Origin of the sequence: Methylocucumis oryzae, from assembly GCF_000963695.1 — a bacterium.
GTDB lineage: Bacteria > Pseudomonadota > Gammaproteobacteria > Methylococcales > Methylomonadaceae > Methylovulum > Methylovulum oryzae.
Genome location: NZ_LAJX01000107.1, coordinates 14,280 through 32,698 on the forward strand (window position 1 = coordinate 14,280; position 18,419 = coordinate 32,698).

Here is an 18,419-nt window from a genome sequence, read left to right on the forward strand (position 1 = left end):
GCTATTGCTCAATGATGTTAGGAATTTCTTCAGGAAAAGACTCAACCCCTTGTTCTAACATTTCATTCATGCCTTCGTAATTGGGCTGAGGCTTTGTTTCGATAGGGATGAGTAATAATTCGCGCGTGACTTGCTTATTTTGCAACACCACTTTATCTGCTTGTATTTGTTCTACTAACCAACCGGCATAATTATCGCCCTGAGTTAAGCGATGTTGGACTTTTTTTTTCATCAGCAATCAGCGCATAAGGTTGATTAGAGCCCAACACAACACCGGTCAGGCTAAAGCCTAATGGTTGTCCCGCATTAATCGCGTCATTTTGACCTTCTTGCAGCTCTATTCTGCCTTCAATGAATAGTGGTTTTTGCGTAATAATGCTATAGGCTGCACGGGTATCAATAATTGGACTCAATTCAGGAATATCTTCTAATTGTTCAGTTAAATCATTATTAATCGGTCGGTATCCTTGCGGCATTATCGGCTGATAGTTATCAAGCCAAGAGGATTCTGCATAAATAATGCTGAACCAAAATTAAGCTTGCCATTAATAGTAACAATGCCGATTTGTACACTCGTAAGTAATACATTATTTGCTTATAGATGATATGTTAGGTAAATAACTGGCAATATCGGCAGAAATGTAGACCTTGTCAACCGGCTCTACCTTTCCGGTTTCTATATTACGTTGTCCAGCAACACCTAAGATTTTAATTTTCTCGACTAATAAATAAGGTTTTGCGGCTTCTATTTCGTATAAGACATTTTTCAAACGTTTCAACGCGTCCAGAAAAGCGTACATTAATACTGAGTTTTAATAATCCATCAAACGCTTGATTTGCTAAGTTTTCAGTACTGGTTAGCTCACCACCCGATGATATAACGGCATTCTTGATTTGTTGCTGCATATCGGCGGTGGCTAATGGAATAGAGCGCTGGCTGCTGAAAATACCTAATTCGTAAACTGATTTTGTGATGTCTGACGTTTGCTGAATAATCTGCTCTCGACTGGTAATTTTAGCTTGATATAGGCGTAAGCGAGATTCCAATTTTGTAATTTCGATTTGATTATCTTGATAGTGAGCCAGTACGGGAAGAACCAAACCACTGATGATAATTACCGATAATAGCAATAAGATAGTTAATGCTACCGTACGCTTATGTTTTAACTCAATGTGATCTAGCTGCACGGTCGCTATCTATGTGAGTTTCAAGTTTAAACATGTCTTGGCCTGCATTGGAATCTTGCACAACAGGTGAAACAAACCGTGTTTGTGAAAAATAATCGGAATCTTCTAGCAAGCCTATTAACGCTGACGATGAGCCTGATAAGCCTTCTAAGATGAGCTTATTATTTGAATAATCTAAACTTTTTTAACCAGGTATTGTCAGGTATTATTAAGCTAAGCTCTTGTAATGCGTTAATCAACGCAGGCGCATGATGCTTTAAATCATTAAGCTTATAAGCAGCCGATAGAATAACATCTGCGTGTGCTTTTAATTTTTCCACTTCATCCGATTTACGTTTTGGCTTCAGATACTTGCTGTTGTAATGCGTCAATACGATTCGATTGTAACCAAAGCGGATAGACCACGGCGACGATTAAAGATAGCGAGAATAACACAGTCAACGCCTGTGTTGATAATTTTGCAAGATTACGCCGTTTAGGACTTAAATGTTCAGGTAACAAATTGTGTTTTTTGCTTTGCGCCTGCGATTTGAAATATTCGACACCATAATCGTAACAAATGGCATCAAGTATTAGTCCCCAATCGTAAAATTCTTGGTAATAATGGTCTAGCTTTGCTTTAGGTAAACACACCAACTCAGCATAGATTTGGTTATTTTCTTTATTTTTTCCCAATATCTGCGTGGCAAAATAAGCTTGTTCCTGTATTAAAGGGACATACTTATCTAATTCGTAAGCAATCACTTGATTTAAATCAGACTGTGCGGCAATTGGTAAGGAAATGTTACGGCGCAAGACTTGTTTAGCATTTAATAATAAGATTTTTTTGGCTTTCTGCCATTCTATATGCTGTTCAAAAAAGTGCCTTTAGTTGTCTATTCCCTTCTTTATGTAAGAAGAATTGCCCTATCTTGGTTTCTGCACCGTTGTTAAGACTAAAGATATGGGCTTGAAAATTTTCAAAACGTACAAAAAGCTGTTGCTGACGATAAGGATAAAACACGGTCTTAAACCAATTAGGTAATAATTGATCAAGCTCGTGCAACCACCATTGCCAGTAACGATTAAAATTTTCCATGGCTTATTAACAACGAATTAATTATTTGACGCCTCTGATTTCGCCTGACACTTCATATTGCCCGTCCTCTGGCCCTGTTACGCGTATTACTTCAACCAGCGCTTTTAATGACGGTACAAGATTATGATCGGGTGTCACAATATCGATTTCTATGATTGTCCCAGGCTTAATTGTTCTATGAGAAGAAAATAAAATCCCTGAACTGCTTAGGTTCTTGCAAACACCACGAAATAATTGAGCCGAATCAGAATAGCGATAGGTCAGTTCGCAATTGACGTTCATGCGGACAAAGCGCCTATGATCAAAGTCATTAACATAAGTCATCATTAGCTATACTCTGAACAGTCTCATGGTTTTCAAATGCGGGGTATCGCAGGGTATAGCTTGCACCATAGGCTATACCTTTATGCCTATAGTGCAGGCACTGCTGCTTTCAGTTCTGTTAGTAATTTATTAGCCAACTCTTTTTCAGCAAACGGTTCACCCGTTCCGGCTAGCTCTAATGCTTTATTTAAGGCTTGTTCGGCGTTTTTATGGTCTTTAAGAGCCTGGTAGATAGCACCTAGATGGTAGTAAAATACTGGCACGTTAGGGGTCGTATCAACAACTGACTTGCTGATAGAAAGCGCTTCGCTAGCTTTGCCCGATTTATATAACGCCCATGCGTAAGAATCGGCAAAGTAAGGCTGTTTTGAGTTTTTAAAGCGTTCAGATAATTTTGTTGCACGACTAATGTTTTCTGGGGTATCAAACCGGTCAAGCAATAAAGAGACTAAGTTATTAACCGCAATATCAAACCCAGGTTGCTTAGCCACTAATGTTTCATAAGTTTCTAAGGCTTTTTGATAATCATTGCCTTGTTCGTACTGTGAAGCTAACCCCATTAATAAGCGCGGATCATCTGGGTTGTTCTTTAAACCGTCTTGTAACACCTTAAGTGCTGACGCTGTCTCCTTACGTTTCACAAAGAACTGAGTCATTAATTCATAATATTGAATCACTTTAGGCTTAGCAACTATAGCTTGATTAATTAACGTCATGGCTTCATCGGCGCGTTTATTGTCATAAAGGATTTGCGCTTTCAAAATAGTGGCCAAATCATTATCAGGATGGGCAGCGATAATACTGTCTAAATAACCAAGCATTGCTTCTGGTTGTTTCAACGCTTGATAACATGCATAGATGCTATTAAGTGCATCTGCTAAGGTAGGACTTTTTTCCAAAGCCTGTTTAAATTGTGCTATAGCCTCTTCGTAATGGCCTTGGGCTTGGGAAATTTTGCCACTTAAATAATTAGCAAAACTTACACCTTCGGGCAGGCTTTTAATGGTGTCTACTAACTGTTTAGCGCCTGTCCAGTCTTGTTTTAGCAACTTAGCTTGTGCCAGCATTTGCAGAGCCATGGCATTGCCAGGATTTTGCTCTAAAGCTTTTACTAATAGTTCTTCTGCCTTAGCAAATTCTTTACTTGCCATCAGTTTTTTTACTACCGCGTTCATGGCCTCAAGATTTTTAGGATTCACCTCAAAGGCCTTGTAAAAAGCTTCATCCGCTAACTGGGGAGAATTTTGCAATTGGTAAGCGCGCCCGAGTAGCGTAAGCAATTCATCTTTTTCAGGATAATCGCGCAAAATATTACGCAAATCAGACACGGCTTCATCAAGCAGATTATCCGCTAGCTTCATTTTGACTTTTAACAACATGGCATCGTATTGCCTAGCATCAACGGCTAACACTTCAGCCAATAATTTCTCTGCTTCTGCCTTGTTTTTTTCTTCTAGCGCCAATGCAGCTAACATAACTTTAGCCAATAATGCATTTTTACTGTCTTTTTTATGTTCTGTCAGCCATAACAAGGGCTGCTTAGCTTCGCTTAATTGTTTATTAGCAACTAATAATTTGGCAAGATGCAAATACAATTCTTCTATATCAGGTTGTTGTTTAATAAATTCTTGCGTTTTAGCTAACGCAGCCACGCTGTCTTTGCTAGCAAGAAAATCAATGTAAACCAATTTTGCTTTAAGGTTATCCGGATGCTTTTCGATGACGTTTTTTAATACGCCATCTGCTTCTTTGTCTTTGTTTATTTCGTCATAGAATTTAGCTTGGGCAAATTGAAAATCTATATCATCAGGAAACTCTTGTACAAGCTGTTGATAATCTTGTTCTAACGCAGCCTTATCTTGCAGCTGGTTATGAATTTGCATTTTCAGCATATGCAAATTAATTTCATGCGGTTTAGTTTTTAGCGTAGTGTCAATTAATGCCAGCGCATCGGGTGCTTTTTTAGCGTTTAATAATAACGTGGCTTTTAAGCTTATAGCATCAATATGCGCGGGGTCTTTAACCAACACTTTATCGGCTAAGGCCATTGCTTCATTGGTATTGCCTTGTTTGAGGAATACCGCACCTTTAACAGAGAGTGCTGCTAAATTTTCAGGTTCAAGCAGCAATATTTTTTCGACGCTTTGCAATGCTTCATCAGTTTTACCCGAAATTAATTGCATTTGAGACAGTTTGAGTATAGCGGGTATGTTTTTAGGGTCAAACTTTACCGCAGCAGTCAAATTGGCATAAACCGCTTGCCAGTTTTGCTTTTTTCTTCAATTTGAGCAATATAATAATAGGCAATTGATTTTTTCTTATTGATTTGCAAGGCGTTTTTAAACTCTATTGCCGCCTTATCATACTCTTTTTGCTCGAATAACTGCTTGCCTTGTTCGATAAAGCTTTCAACTTTTTTCCTCTGGGCTGCTACACGCTTGTATCGCTAACAAAGTCACTAACATCAACGCAGACATTTTTAATTTCACAACACTTATCCTTTCGGTAACAAACTCTTTAATTTGGTAAATAACCAGGTAATAACGGGCTTACTGCTACTATAAATTGTTTAATTCTGTCATCGGCAACTTGCTCTTCCTCGCCTGGTTTTACCAACGCAGTGATTCTAACTAAAGCACCATCAGACCGATTCAGCATCAGCGCATCTTTAAATAAATACCACTTCATTAAATATTCATTTGCAACAATGCGACCACGCTGCTGAAACCAATAATAGACGATTTGCTTAACATCGCCTTTTTTTTATCACAATCCGATTAAACGGCATCGCATTCCATTCGTTACGCGACAATGCGCTAATTTCCCAGCCACCGCCTGGAATGCAAACTTGTGGAGAATGTGGTGATTCGCCTTTACGTTGTGTCGCATAGTACGCAACATAAAAATTCACCAATTTCCCCGCTTGATCTTGATAGTCTGCTAGCACGTAATCGCTGAGTTTTAACGTATCTAATACATTCGTACCTAAACTTTCTTGCTTGCCGTACCACCCTTGAATTGTCATAGGAAAATCGACAAATAGTTTACGTGAAGGAATCACTTCTTCACGCTTACCGAGCATGTTAATAGAAATACTTGCCAGCGTAATTAAGACTAACCCAGCGATAAAAGGCTTAGCGACAGGGCGCTGTATCATCGCGGAGTAGGCATTGGCTGCATGAGTGGTTAAGCCAAAGACTTCACTAAACGAACGCTTATCTTGGCTAAAATGAATCAATAGCATCATTTCAATGATTAATAAGCCAAGACATGCCATGAATACGACCCAGCCTTCGAAGTCATGAACAAAGCCTTCGGCCATCGCAATGCCAAAATAATTAACCAACAACCCTATCATGCCAATTCTAAAGCTGTTCATTAACAACGTAATTGGTATTGTCGATAAAAACACTATCGCACGCCGAGTGAACGTCGTATCAAACATATACGCGCAAATAAACCCTAGGCTCATCAGTGGAAACAAATAACGCAAGCCACTGCACGCTTCAACGACTTGTAATTTATAACTGCCTAAATCGATTAAATTGCCTTCTAAATAAACCGGAATTTGACACCAACGAATAAAATACACGCCTAATTTAGACGATAACAATTGTAAGTTTGCCGATAATTGTGCTTCTAAAAAATAGGGAATCGGTATGGCAAATAACAATAATAATAACGGTATCAACACGATTTTCAGTGCAGGCCATCCCATCATAGACCAAGCCATGCCGACTAAAATCAGCACAAAACCATAATGAATCAGCAAATACATGGCGCTAATTTCGCCAATCAAACAGCTAAAAACCGCTAAAGCAACCAATACAAGCCCCCACCAGGTTGGGGTAAAATCGGTTTTTTCTAATAATGGCTTACGCTGCCAAATAAAATACAGCGTAATCAATGGAATCATATAGCCGTGGCTATACTCTTCTTGCTTATCCCAGCGCGTGAGAAGTTCTGACAATCCATCAGCAAAGCCTAACAACACTGTTACCAACCCAGCAGCCAATAACAACCAATTTAACCAACCAAATCGCCAGCCTTGCTGCTCAGATAATTGCATACTTAAAAATCCTTGTGCGTTAACAAAAACTCAGCACAGTGCCAAGTAAAAATTCGGCGTTGCTCAGAACTTACATTTAAAAATACCAGCTCGCCCGCTTGCTTGAAACAGTGACTATATGCGAGTAAGCACAGTCCGATAAAGCTTGAATCCATCACAGAAACCTTAGCTAAATCAAAACGTATCGTTGAATAGCTAGTGGCAATGCGGGTTAATGCCTGCCTTATGGGTTCAATAGTCGCATGGGTGCAAGTGCCTGATAGAACTAATACTGCCGCGCCAGATTGCTCTATAATATCGACTTTTGCCAGTTCGGTTTGGGCTAATAACGTTCGATGTGTTTGCTGCCAAAACCAATACGGCACAATATTTAATAGCAGTAACTTTAAAAACCTTAAGCCATCGTGATAATAACGTTGCCATAGTGCAGGTTCTTGATAAATACGCCACAACCATTCTAAACCCAAGCGCTGAATGTATTTAGGTGCACGTTTAACATGACCGGCAACAAAATTAATCACAGCCCCTAAATGACTCATCACCGGGACGTTCAATTTATGCCGATTATGCATAACCCATGCTTGGCCTTTTTTAGCGCCTAATGCGATTAATAAAAAATCGGCCTGGGTTGCATTGATGGTATTAATCATCTCGTCAGAACTCATGTCTTGAATAGAGCCGAACCCCGGCGATAAATACCCTACTGCATTTATAGCACTGCTAGAATCAGCGTTTAACACGCGACAAGCGCTCTCCGCCACACCATCCATACCGCCTAAAAAAAATAAGCGGATATGATGTCCAGGGCTTTGGCGTAAACAATCAAATAAGTCCGAGCCTGAAGTTCGCTCAGTAATCGGTAAGCCTAATATCCTAGCCAACCAAACAATCGGCATACCATCCGCAATACTTAAGTCGCTTACCAAAACAGAATTTCTAAATGCCGTATCATCTAAGCAATTGACTAAGAAATTCAAATTAGGCGTCGATAAAAAGCAAGGCTGGCGTTGCGCTATAGCTTGTTTAAGCTTATCTATAATCGCTGGCATCGTCAGCGCGTCAAAAGGTAAACCAAGCAAGCAAAACGTCTGGCGAGTAAAATCAACATGGGCTAATGACGAACGAGTATTCATAACGACTCTCATTGAATTGAAAACGGTATATAAAACCTGTCTATATTAGTACTAAAACGTTGTTATTAGTATAAACATCTAATCAACTCAGTAATTCATAATTATAAATATAATTATAAACAATATGTTATGTGTTGTTCGTTTTTAGGTAATTTAACAGTAACTGAGCTTCAAAATTGTTGATTTCCCTGAATGACCACTTGAGAATAGCTTTATTGCTAAATCGCGTAATAATAACATTCTGACAGCTTATAACTTTCAAATTCGCAATTATTGTCGTCATCAATCTGCAAAAATGATAGCATTTTATAGAAAATATAAAACTATTTTGTTAACAAAATCACAACCTAGCCCATATCATCTACATATATTGTTTAAGGCTGGGCAGTTGTAAATAACAAGTGAGTTGTAAATTGCTCTATATGGAATCAATCGAAAATACATGATTTTGAGCGCATGAGTGCTTATTCAAATTGGCAATACAATACGTCAACGAGATGAAGGATTTTCTAGGTTGCGTTTGAAACAGCAACACATAAGGTAGGAATTCTGCGCCTACACAACCAAGACATTGGTTGCTAGCGTAAGACATAGCTACACATCCTTGTGTAATCGTTTGCGTTTATTATCTTTGATGTTTTTGCATTATTTCTTCAATAGCCTTCTGCTTACCCACCAGTAACGCACGCCACTGATAAGTATTCAGAAATTTTCTAAATTCGAGATGTTCATAGCGTGGCTTACCTTTTAACCACGCTTCTAACCAGCCCCATAACATCGCTAAACTACCTAAGATATAAGGCTTTTCATTCAATCTATATACAGCACTAGCCAACATATATAAAAAATCCGTACCCATGAAATACTGACCATAGCCATGACGCATACGACCTACATAAATATTTTGCTGCGATGAACCCATAGGCCGTAAATGAATAAATCTAAGTTCAGGCTCATCCCAGCTACAGGCAATCCAGCCTTGCATACGACAATGATGACAATCGATGCCATCCCACATCACTTCGCGCACAAAACCGCCAATCGCTTTAAAACATGACACACGATAAAACTTAGTCATGCCTAATGAAGTTTCATCACCGTGGCGCTCGTATTCCAATTCGCCATTATCATGTTCGATATACGCTTTACCACTACACGTTGCGATAGTAGGATTTTCCTCCATGCGGGCTATTAATATTTCAAAATAACGCCGCGGTAGTCTTAAATCCAAATCCAGCTTACATAAAAAATCATAGTTATCTGGATTAATCGTGGCATAACCGGCGTAAAACGCATCAATCACACCCGGCCCTACGGCACGATAGCCTCTATCGCTACGTGTCACCACGCTAATCCAATCATAACGGCTTTGATACTCGGCTAATATGGCCGCCGTCTCATCCGTTGAACCATCATCGACAATCACCCATTGCGTGGGAGTTATCGTTTGGTTAACGACAGAATCCAAGGTTTGTCGCATATATTGGGCCTCGTTGCGGCACGGGGAAATCAAAACATAACGCTGCGTCATCATAACTATCCTTAAAAAGTGAGCTAAGCTAATGAGCGTATTCTAATAAGTAATAATTGATTTACCTATACTTTCATTATGTCCGCTTGCTATAGTCTACTTAAACAAGCTCTGTTATCTTATAGACTTCGCGCGCACTACGGCGTAGCTTAAATCGTAGTGTTGTATCGCCCACTTTTTCATTCCTTCTAACCATGTTAAAACTCACTGAACTCGCGGACTCTGACACCGCTATTGACGATAGCTTAACTTTGCCTTTTGATGCTAGACAAAAATGCCGATTACCGGCAACCACCGATAACGGCATTAAAATTGGCGTATTTTTACCACGCGGCCAAGCCATACGCGCCGGTGTGGTGTTAACTGGCGAACAACACTATAAGGTTCGCATCAAGGCCGCGCCAGAGGCCTTATCGATAGTCCGCTGCGATGATGCCTTGTTATTTGCAAGGGCTTGTTATCATTTGGGTAATCGCCATGTTGCATTACAAATCTTGCCAGGCGAATTACGTTTTTTACATGACCATGTACTCGATCAAATGGTAGAGGGCTTAGGCTTAACCGTACTGCACGACACATTACCGTTTGAACCAGAAGCTGGAGCCTATCATAGCCATGGTCACTGATTTAAGCTTATTACGCTTATTGCAATTGGTTAGCCCTAGCTTGCCTATTGGCATGTATAGTTACTCGCAAGGTTTAGAAACGGCGATTGACGACGGTTTAGTCAGCAATGCCGAACAAACCTACCGCTGGTTAAACGGTATGCTGCGTTATAGTTTAATGCCAACAGATTTAGCGATTCTGTCTCGCCTATACACAGCGTGGCAGCAACACGATTTAGACGGTGTTAAATACTGGAGTCAAACACTTAACGCGTTTAGAGAAACTTCAGAATTGCGCGCCGAAGATCGCCAAACCGGTCAAGCCTTAGCTAAATTATTAGGCAAACTTGACTTAGCCGACGCAGAAGCGTGGCAACGTTCGCCTGAAGCCACTTTAGCAACATTATTTAGCCTAGCGGCCGTACGTTGGCAAATTGACTTACGCACCAGCTTGATTGGCTATGGCTGGGGCTGGCTTGAAAATCAAGTATTATGCGCAATTAAGCTAGTACCCTTAGGTCAAGTCGCAGGACAGCAATTATTACAAACCCTAGCGGTCGAGATACCAGAACTCGCTGATTCTGCGTTAGCCTTAGATGATGCTATGATTGGTGGCAGTACTTTCGGCTTAGCGCTAACCAGTAGCCGCCATGAAGTTCAATATTCCCGATTATTTCGCTCTTAAGAGAACAACCATGACTAAACACGTTTTAAGAATAGGTATAGGTGGTCCAGTAGGTTCGGGCAAAACAGCCTTAGTCGATGCTTTATGCAAGCGTATGCGCGACCGTTTTGATATAGGCGTAGTTACTAACGACATTTACACCCGCGAAGACCAACAATTTTTAATCAATAGCCAAGCCTTGCCAGAAGAAAGGATTTTAGGCGTAGAAACCGGCGGTTGTCCACATACTGCGATACGCGAAGATGCTTCTATGAATCTCGCTGCAATTGATGACTTAATGCAGCGCTGGCCTAATTTAGATTTTATTATCGTCGAAAGTGGCGGCGATAATTTAAGCGCAACGTTTAGTCCAGAACTTGCAGATTTAATGATTTACGTTATCGACGTATCAGCAGGCGATAAAATTCCGCGTAAAGGCGGCCCCGGCATTACCCGCTCGGATTTATTAGTGATTAATAAGATAGATTTAGCGCCTTATGTTGGTGCGTCATTAGAAGTCATGGATAGAGATGCCAAAAAAAATGCGCGGTGATAAACCGTTTGTGTTTAGTAACCTAAAAACAAGTACCGGTTTAGCAGACATTGAAGCCTTTATTATCCGCTCAGGTATGCTAGAAGAAGTCGTTACCGCTTAAACGAAAAACGTATCGACAGCAATCGCACCTAATGGCGGCAATTCGGTATAAATGCCTAGTGCAATGACCAAATCGCTATCGGCTTGAAAACCGGCTTGACCGTCATTAACGATTAAATACGAAATACCACCATAAGTTTGTACCAATGCAGTGCTATGGGTTTGTAAGGCTTGATGACCGACTTGACCACCATTCGCATCGCTAAAAATATTGGCAATATTGGCTTTACTTAACCCAAACGCTTCAATATCACCAGCCCGCGTTAAGCTAACCGGTTTGGCTAGCTCCGCCCCGTTAAGCGCCAGTAAATCAATTTTATCGCTGCCTACGCCAAAATCGTCAATATCATCCGGATTGGCGAACAACGATTGCCCAAACTGGAATACAAACACGTCATTATCATCAATGTCACTGGCAAAAAAATCGTAACCCGCTCCGCCGTTTAAAATATCATGTCCGTACAAACCACCATCAATATGGTCGTTGCCGTTGCCGCCCAAAATAACATCATCATTGGCATAACCACTGCTGTCGCCGTATAACAAATCATCACCGTTACCGCCGTACAGCGTATCACCACCTTCCATACCATAGATAATATCGTCACCATCGCCACCGAATAACACATTATTCCGTCCGTTGCCTTCGATAGTATTATCTAACTCATTACCGGTGCCCTGGATTCCGGCGCCAATTAACGTCAAATCTTCCACATACGCGCTTAAGCTGTATTTGCTGGCTGACGATTGTACCAAGTCTGAGCCGCTATTAGCCTCTTCTATGATTTTATCAAACGGTGAATCCACGGTATAAGTATCATCGCCTTTACCGCCGATTAACGTATCAACACCTTTGCCACCATCTAATACATCATGACCGCCTAAACCTTGTAATTGATTTCTGGCTGAATTACCGGTTATGTGATTATCCAAACCATTGCCGACACCATTAATCGCGGCTTTCCCCGTTAAAATTAAATCTTCTAATGTCGTGCTTAAATTAAAGCTTACCGATGATTTTACTAAATCATAATCAGATGTGCCGGTTTCTATGACTTTATCGCCTAAATCATCAACAATATAGGTATCGCCACCAGAACCGCCGACCAAAGTATCTCTACCCGTACCGCCGTCTAAATAATCAAAGCCACTACCACCGACTAGGCTGTCATTTTTGCTGCCACCTAATAACGTGTCATCATCCAAACCACCGTCTAGGTAAACAGCGCCATTGGTAAATTGCGAGGCATCGATATAATTTTCACTGTCACCGCCAAGCAATTCAGCCCGCTCTATGCTGGTTAACACATCAACACCTTGACCTATTAACCGATTGTTAGTTAACACAAACTTATTTAAATCGCCGGACACCACTACTTTATCCACTCCAGCGCCACCATTTAACACGTCTGAGTTTTCGCCACCTGCCAATGTATCGTTACCATTACCGCCGTATAAAGTATCGTCTTCACCACTACCGGTTAAGCGGTCATTACCGTCTTCACCATATAACGTATTCTCGCTATTCACGCCGGTTAACACATCATCGCCATTCGTGCCATGCTTAACCGTACCGGGCAAATCAACGCTAGGCAAAGCAATTCTAAGATTATACAAACCTGTCGCATTGGCAAAATCACGCTCTGCGCCAGCGACACCAAACACATAAGTACCGGCTTTTAGCCCTGACAATTCCAAGCGATAACTATAAGGGTAATTATCCGATTGAGTGCTCACCTGGACTTCTTTATATTGCTGAGTTGTGCTATCGAATTGATATAAGCGCATCTGATAATAGCCCTGAATCGCGACGACATCAGGAGAAGATAATTCAATATAACTGTTAATCAACGCCGTTCTTGTTAATTCAAACTGATAAAAATCTATATTGTCGCTAGATGTAACATCGGGTAAGGCCGAAATAATACCACCACCAGTATTGGTGCCTTTAAGCTGACCTAAGTCAGTCGCTAAAATAAATGCATCGTTGTTTTCAGTATCGATAAAACCTAAATTAGTTGCCATTGTGTGCCTCGTTATTGGGTAAGTATTAGAAGAAAAGCGCATTATAGGGTATGGTCGAATCGCGCTATTGTGCGGCAATAACCGCATAACAGAGCAAGAAAGCTATACCATTTCACTAAATTTAGGTAAATAGTTAACTGAAATTGAGCAATGCATGATAAATGCGTTTAAAGCGGTAACTAACATGAAGCAAACACGGTCAACCGATAAAAAATACCTTAACCCGTACACCGATTTTGGCTTTAAAAAACTATTCGGCGAAGAGGCGAGCAAAGACTTATTAATTGATTTTTTAAATCAATTATTGCCGGATTATCATCAAATTGCCGAATTAAGTTTTAACAATCCAGAATAGTTGCCTAGCTCGTCTAAACAACGCAAAGCGGTTTATGACATTTATTGCCAAACCCAAGACGGTCAGCGCTTTATTGTCGAAATGCAAAAAGCCAAAATGAACTTCTTTAAAGACCGGGCGTTGTTTTACTCGACTTTTCCGATTAAAGAGCAAGCCAAAAAAGGCCTGTGGAGTTTTGAGCTAGTCCCGGTGTATTTCATCGCGATTTTAAATTTTCATTATGACGAAGCCGAAGAAATTAGAAAATTCCGCCGCGACGTGTGTTTAAAAGACCAAGACGGCGATGTACTGTTTGACAAACTGCATTTTAGGTTTTTGTCTGTGCCGTTGTTCACCAAACAAGAACACGAACTAATCACGCATTTTGATAAATGGGTGTATTTTTTAAAGCATTTAGAAAACTTTGACCAAATCCCTGCGATTTTAAACGAGCCTATTTTTAGAAAAGGCTTTGAAATCGCTGAGTTAGCGCATTTAACGCCCAAGCAATATGAAGCCTACTTAAAAAGCTTACTGGAATATGGCGAATTGGAAAATGCGACCGAGACGGCTTTTAAAGAAGGGAAAGAAGAAGGTGAATTAGAAAAATCTATCGCGATTGCGCGCAACATGTTAGCTAAAGGTTTTGATTTAACGACGATTAGTGAATTAACGGGCTTAAGCCAGCTTGTCATTAGTAATTTAACCAATAAAAAGCTATGATGCATCAATGGGTTATGCTGCAATAGCTAAAAAGCAATGTTGAGCTTGGCGGTAGCAGGTAAGCTGGATGGCTAACTTGCCTAATTTATCGTATAGCACGTCTGTAAATCGGCATTAATGTCGGTTTTTTTATGCTTGATGATTGGAACGTTGTTACGGAGTTAAAAAAGTTCGTGGATTCAACGCTGAAGAGCAGCGTAAAACCTTCAGGCAATAAAAAAGGGCTTGAAGCAAAATGCTAAGCCCTTGTTTTTTCTGGTACCGAGGGTCGGAATCGAACCGACACGATGTCACCATCACCGGATTTTGAATCCGGCGCGTCTACCAGTTCCGCCACCCCGGCTCAGACTTGTCATTATAATTAAAACTTTTAGATTTCCCAATTATTTTTTTGTTAAGCTAAGCAATTAACACTTTTTTAGCGTTTGTATGATGAAGACCAACGACTTTAATTATTTTTTGCCACCTGAATTAATTGCCCAACAACCATTACCTGAGCGCGCTCAAAGCCGATTACTTTGTATGGGACGGCAAAGTGGTTGTTTGACCGATACGTTGTTCCGTGAATTTATTGATTTAGTCAATGAACGAGATTTGCTCGTATTTAATGATACGAAAGTAATACCTGCTAGGTTGTATGGCCGTAAAGCAAGTGGCGGCAAAGTTGAGATGCTTATTGAACGCGTAATCGATGACCAACATGCGCTCACTCATATTAAAGCAAGTAAAGCACCAAAATCTGGTAGCTTTATTGAGTTGGAACAGAATCTAAGCTGCGAGGTTTTAGCGCGGCAAGACGATTTATTTTATGTCCATTTTCATACTCAGCAGTCCGTATATGAGCTGTTAAATACCATAGGTCATATTCCGTTGCCACCGTATATTCAGCGAGAAGATACGGATTTCGATAGCCAGCGTTATCAAACCGTGTTTGCTAAAAATTTAGGTGCGGTTGCTGCACCGACAGCAGGTTTGCATTTTGACGATAAGCTGTTAAACCAGCTTGAGGCTAAAGGTGTGAGCAAGGCTTTTGTGACCTTGCATGTGGGCAGTGGCACGTTTCAGCCAGTAAGAGTTACGCAGATAGCTGAACATCGTATGCATAAGGAATATTATGTGGTTTCTGACGATACAGTCGCTTTAGTGAATCAGACTAGGGCGAACGGTGGGCGCGTGATAGCTATAGGTACTACATCAGTGCGTGCATTAGAGTCAGCGAGTGTGTCAGGCACTTTACAAGCAGGAATGGGTGATACGGAGCTATTTATCACGCCGGGTTATCAGTTTAAAGTTGTTGATGGCTTATTGACTAATTTTCATTTGCCCGAATCAACGCTGTTAATGCTGGTTTCTGCGTTTGCAAGTTTTGAAACTGTTAAGGCTGCTTATCAACATGCGATCACTGAGCGTTACCGTTTCTTTAGTTACGGCGACGCAATGTTTATCAGCTAACGTCATACTAAAGTTAGTATTTCCGTGTAAGATAGCAAAATTTTTTATAATACAGTTTTGTGTAATGCCTAGTCATTTATTATTTTCTCCTCCTATCCCTGATAGCGCTATACCGCTATTAACGTGGTCGGGTTTAGCGGGTTGCGCTGATTCGCTGGCATTAGCAAATTCGATTCGGGCGACGAATCGTTTCTTTGTTATTGTGACGGTCGACACGCAAACGGCTTTGCGCTTAGAACATGAGCTAGCCTTCTTTTTGCAGGGCGAACAGCCAATTTTGTATTTTCCCGATTGGGAAACGTTGCCTTATGACGTATTTTCGCCGCTACCTGAAATTACTTCAGAACGCCTAAAAACCTTATCGTCTTTAGCACATGTAAAACGCGGTGCGTTAGTCGTTGCGATTTCAACATTAATGCATCGATTAGCACCTAGGGAACATGTGCTAGCTAATAGTTTTTCATTAAAAATCGGTGATCAGTTTAATGTTGAGCTGAATCGGATTAAGTTGGAAAGCGTCGGTTATCAATGTGTTTCGCAGGTGTATCAACACGCTGAGTTTGCCGTGCGCGGCTCAATTGTTGATTTATTTCCTATGGGAAGTCATGTACCGTTTAGAATCGAATTGTTTGATGATGAAATTGAGTCAATCCGAACATTTGACCCTGATACACAACGCTCATTAGAAAAAATAGAGCAAATTCAATTGTTTCCGGCGCGCGAATTTCCATTTACTGACGCCGCTATTAAGCAGTTCCGCCAAGCGTTTAGGGTTAATTTTCCTAATGCTTCAGAGAAAAATACGTTATATCAAGATGTTAGCAAAGCCATTGCGCCCGGTGGTATAGAGTATTATTTGCCTTTGTTTGTTGAGCAAACAGCAACATTGTTTGATTATTTGCCGGATTCTGCCATTTTTGTTGCGACCGATGCGTTAGTCAGCACGGCTGAGCAGTTTTTTCATGAAGCAGAAGAGCGTTATGAGCAACGTCGCTACGATGTCGAGCGACCGTTATTAACGCCTCAGCAATTATTTTTGTCGGCAGATGAATTAGGTGATAAAACCCAGCGCTTTGTCAAAATCGTTATTAGTACTCAAGCCAGCAACGATAGTATTTGCAAGGTATTGCCTGATTTGACGGTTAATCCAAAGTTAGAGCTACCGGCATTTCGTTTACAGCAGTTTATCGAGTCGTTTTCAGGTAAAGTTTTATTTATTGCTGAATCTGCGGGGCGTAGGGAAGCATTATTAGAGCGATTACGCCAATTTAAAATTAGCGTTAAGTTGCTAGACAGTTGGCAAGCATTTTTAACGACGACTGAGCGTTTATGTCTGTTGGTTGCGCCTATCGATCAAGGGCTAATTCTTAATGAGAGCGATGGTTTTCAAGCGCTAGCGTTAATTCCAGAAAATCTTTTGTCTGGCGAAAAGGCGCAGCAGAAAAGGCGGCGATTAAAATCGGCGGCTAAAGAGTTAGAAGCTGTTATTAATAATCTTAACGAGCTGACTATCGGTTCGCCAGTGGTGCATCGAGAGCATGGCGTAGGGCGCTATTTAGGGCTACAAACATTAACTATCGCAGGTATACCCGCTGAGTTTTTAAGTTTGGAGTATGCTAATAACGATAAGCTTTATGTACCGGTGTCCGCCTTGCATGTTATAGGCCGTTATACCGGCATGAGTCCTGAAAATGCACCATTACATAAGCTAGGTGGCGACCAATGGGCGAAGGCTAAGAAAAAAGCCATTGAGCGTATCCATGATGTTGCTGCGGAGTTATTAGATATTCATGCTAAACGGGCTTTAAAACAAGGTCATTGCTTTCAAGTTGAGAATACCGATTATCAGATTTTTGCCGAGGCGTTTCCATTTGAGGAAACACCGGATCAATTATCCGCGATTGATGCCATTATTGAGGATATGGCGAGTGGCAAGCCTATGGACAGGGTTATTTGCGGCGATGTCGGTTTTGGTAAAACTGAAGTCGCTATGCGTGCTGCGTTTATTGCTGTACAGAATGGTAAACAAGTGGCAGTGTTAGTGCCGACCACATTATTAGCACAACAGCATTATCAAAATTTTTGTGACCGTTTTGCCGATTGGCCGGTGCGCATAGAAGTGATGTCGCGTTTTGTCACAGCTAAACAGCAGAAGGAGATTGCCGACGCGCTTATCCAAGGTAAAGTTGATATTGTTATTGGTACCCATACGTTATTAGCCAAGGATTTGAAGTTTCAAGCGTTAGGCTTAGTGATTATCGATGAGGAACATCGTTTTGGTGTGCGCCAAAAAGAGCATTTCAAAAAGTTGCGTAATGAAATCGATATGTTGACGTTAACAGCTACGCCTATCCCGCGCACATTAAACATGGCGATGTCAGGCTTGCGTGACATTTCGATTATTGCCAGCCCACCGCCTAACCGCCATGCGATTAAAACCTTTATTCATGTTTGGCAAGATGCGGAAATTAAAGAAGCGTGTTTGCGTGAAATTAAGCGGGGTGGACAAGTCTTTTTTTCTGCATAACGATGTGAAAACCATGCCGAAAATGGCGTTGGATTTAGGTAAATTAATTCCCGAAGCGCGGATTGAAAGCGCCCATGGACAAATGCCTGAGCGTGAGTTAGAGCGCATTAT

Annotated in this window: 18 protein-coding genes, 1 tRNA gene and 2 pseudogenes; 6 read left to right on the top strand and 15 right to left on the bottom strand. The window is 40.9% G+C overall.

Annotated elements, in window-relative coordinates:
• Position 1: 1 nt before the first annotated feature.
• From VZ94_RS10915 to VZ94_RS10960, 13 genes are all read right to left on the bottom strand, one after another.
• Positions 2-232 carry a hypothetical protein gene (locus tag VZ94_RS10915; protein WP_045779257.1) on the bottom strand — a complete coding sequence of 77 codons (231 nt, stop codon included), beginning with the start codon at positions 230-232 and terminating at the stop codon, positions 2-4.
• The gene (locus VZ94_RS10920) at positions 192-476 is read right to left on the bottom strand and encodes a hypothetical protein (protein ID WP_045779258.1); all 285 of its coding nucleotides are present in this window, start codon (positions 474-476) and stop codon (positions 192-194) included. Before VZ94_RS10920 ends, VZ94_RS10915 begins: the two co-directional genes overlap by 41 nt.
• 232 nt (positions 477-708) lie before the next feature.
• Positions 709-1,188, bottom strand: a complete 480-nt coding sequence (gspM, locus tag VZ94_RS10925; protein WP_045779259.1) for a type II secretion system protein GspM — start codon at positions 1,186-1,188, stop codon at positions 709-711.
• Complete coding sequence (locus VZ94_RS32745; RefSeq protein ID WP_369126298.1) at positions 1,169-1,342, bottom strand: hypothetical protein; 174 nt, start codon at positions 1,340-1,342, stop codon at positions 1,169-1,171. The genes gspM and VZ94_RS32745 overlap by 20 nt, the downstream gene beginning before the upstream one ends.
• 7 nt (positions 1,343-1,349) lie before the next feature.
• Entirely contained in the window at positions 1,350-1,508 is a 159-nt protein-coding gene (locus VZ94_RS25920) for a hypothetical protein (RefSeq protein WP_157844900.1), read from the bottom strand.
• 10 nt (positions 1,509-1,518) lie between these two features.
• Positions 1,519-1,983 (bottom strand): hypothetical protein, encoded by a 465-nt coding sequence (locus tag VZ94_RS10930; protein ID WP_045779260.1) that lies wholly within the window; start codon positions 1,981-1,983, stop codon positions 1,519-1,521.
• Positions 1,984-2,041: 58 nt separating this feature from the next.
• Positions 2,042-2,266, bottom strand: a complete 225-nt coding sequence (locus tag VZ94_RS10935; RefSeq protein WP_045779261.1) for a hypothetical protein — start codon at positions 2,264-2,266, stop codon at positions 2,042-2,044.
• Between the two features lie 21 nt (positions 2,267-2,287).
• Positions 2,288-2,593: a PilZ domain-containing protein gene (locus tag VZ94_RS10940; protein ID WP_082081567.1), complete on the bottom strand. Its 306-nt coding sequence runs from the start codon at positions 2,591-2,593 to the stop codon at positions 2,288-2,290.
• Between the two features lie 83 nt (positions 2,594-2,676).
• Entirely contained in the window at positions 2,677-4,773 is a 2,097-nt protein-coding gene (locus VZ94_RS10945; RefSeq protein ID WP_131655536.1) for a tetratricopeptide repeat protein, read from the bottom strand.
• A gap of 334 nt (positions 4,774-5,107) precedes the next feature.
• On the bottom strand, positions 5,108-5,332 hold the full coding sequence (locus tag VZ94_RS30670; protein WP_204369111.1) for an exosortase C-terminal domain/associated protein EpsI: 225 nt from the start codon (positions 5,330-5,332) through the stop codon (positions 5,108-5,110).
• Between the two features lie 4 nt (positions 5,333-5,336).
• Complete coding sequence (gene xrtD, locus VZ94_RS10950; RefSeq protein WP_204369110.1) at positions 5,337-6,659, bottom strand: VPLPA-CTERM-specific exosortase XrtD; 1,323 nt, start codon at positions 6,657-6,659, stop codon at positions 5,337-5,339.
• Between the two features lie 2 nt (positions 6,660-6,661).
• Positions 6,662-7,792: a WecB/TagA/CpsF family glycosyltransferase gene (locus VZ94_RS10955; protein WP_052700454.1), complete on the bottom strand. Its 1,131-nt coding sequence runs from the start codon at positions 7,790-7,792 to the stop codon at positions 6,662-6,664.
• A 625-nt stretch (positions 7,793-8,417) separates the two neighbouring features.
• Complete coding sequence (locus VZ94_RS10960) at positions 8,418-9,326, bottom strand: glycosyltransferase family 2 protein (RefSeq protein ID WP_045779264.1); 909 nt, start codon at positions 9,324-9,326, stop codon at positions 8,418-8,420.
• 191 nt (positions 9,327-9,517) lie between these two features.
• Here VZ94_RS10960 and ureE point away from each other — a divergent pair, with 191 nt between their 5' ends.
• Genes ureE through ureG form a run of 3 tightly spaced genes read left to right on the top strand, consistent with a single transcriptional unit; the run spans position 9,518 to position 11,145 of the window.
• Entirely contained in the window at positions 9,518-9,949 is a 432-nt protein-coding gene (ureE, locus tag VZ94_RS10965) for an urease accessory protein UreE (protein ID WP_045779265.1), read from the top strand.
• Positions 9,939-10,613, top strand: coding sequence for an urease accessory protein UreF (locus VZ94_RS10970; RefSeq protein WP_045779266.1), 675 nt, complete (start codon positions 9,939-9,941; stop codon positions 10,611-10,613). Before ureE ends, VZ94_RS10970 begins: the two co-directional genes overlap by 11 nt.
• Before the next feature lie 10 nt (positions 10,614-10,623).
• On the top strand, positions 10,624-11,145 hold the full coding sequence (ureG, locus tag VZ94_RS10975) for an urease accessory protein UreG (RefSeq protein ID WP_338040350.1): 522 nt from the start codon (positions 10,624-10,626) through the stop codon (positions 11,143-11,145).
• 99 nt (positions 11,146-11,244) lie between these two features.
• On the opposite strand, the gene VZ94_RS10980 is transcribed toward ureG, so the two are convergent.
• Positions 11,245-13,272 (bottom strand): calcium-binding protein, encoded by a 2,028-nt coding sequence (locus VZ94_RS10980; RefSeq protein ID WP_045779267.1) that lies wholly within the window; start codon positions 13,270-13,272, stop codon positions 11,245-11,247.
• 184 nt (positions 13,273-13,456) lie between these two features.
• Here VZ94_RS10980 and VZ94_RS10985 point away from each other — a divergent pair.
• A pseudogene (locus tag VZ94_RS10985) lies at positions 13,457-14,329 on the top strand (Rpn family recombination-promoting nuclease/putative transposase).
• A gap of 256 nt (positions 14,330-14,585) precedes the next feature.
• Here VZ94_RS10985 and VZ94_RS10990 read toward each other — a convergent pair.
• Positions 14,586-14,672, bottom strand: a tRNA-Leu gene (locus VZ94_RS10990).
• Positions 14,673-14,761: 89 nt separating this feature from the next.
• On the opposite strand from VZ94_RS10990, the gene queA reads away from it, so the two are divergent.
• Together queA and VZ94_RS11000 are read left to right on the top strand one after the other, a co-directional pair.
• Positions 14,762-15,781 (top strand): tRNA preQ1(34) S-adenosylmethionine ribosyltransferase-isomerase QueA, encoded by a 1,020-nt coding sequence (queA, locus tag VZ94_RS10995; RefSeq protein ID WP_045779268.1) that lies wholly within the window; start codon positions 14,762-14,764, stop codon positions 15,779-15,781.
• Between the two features lie 64 nt (positions 15,782-15,845).
• Positions 15,846-18,419 (top strand): annotated as a pseudogene (locus tag VZ94_RS11000) (transcription-repair coupling factor); the annotation flags it as partial.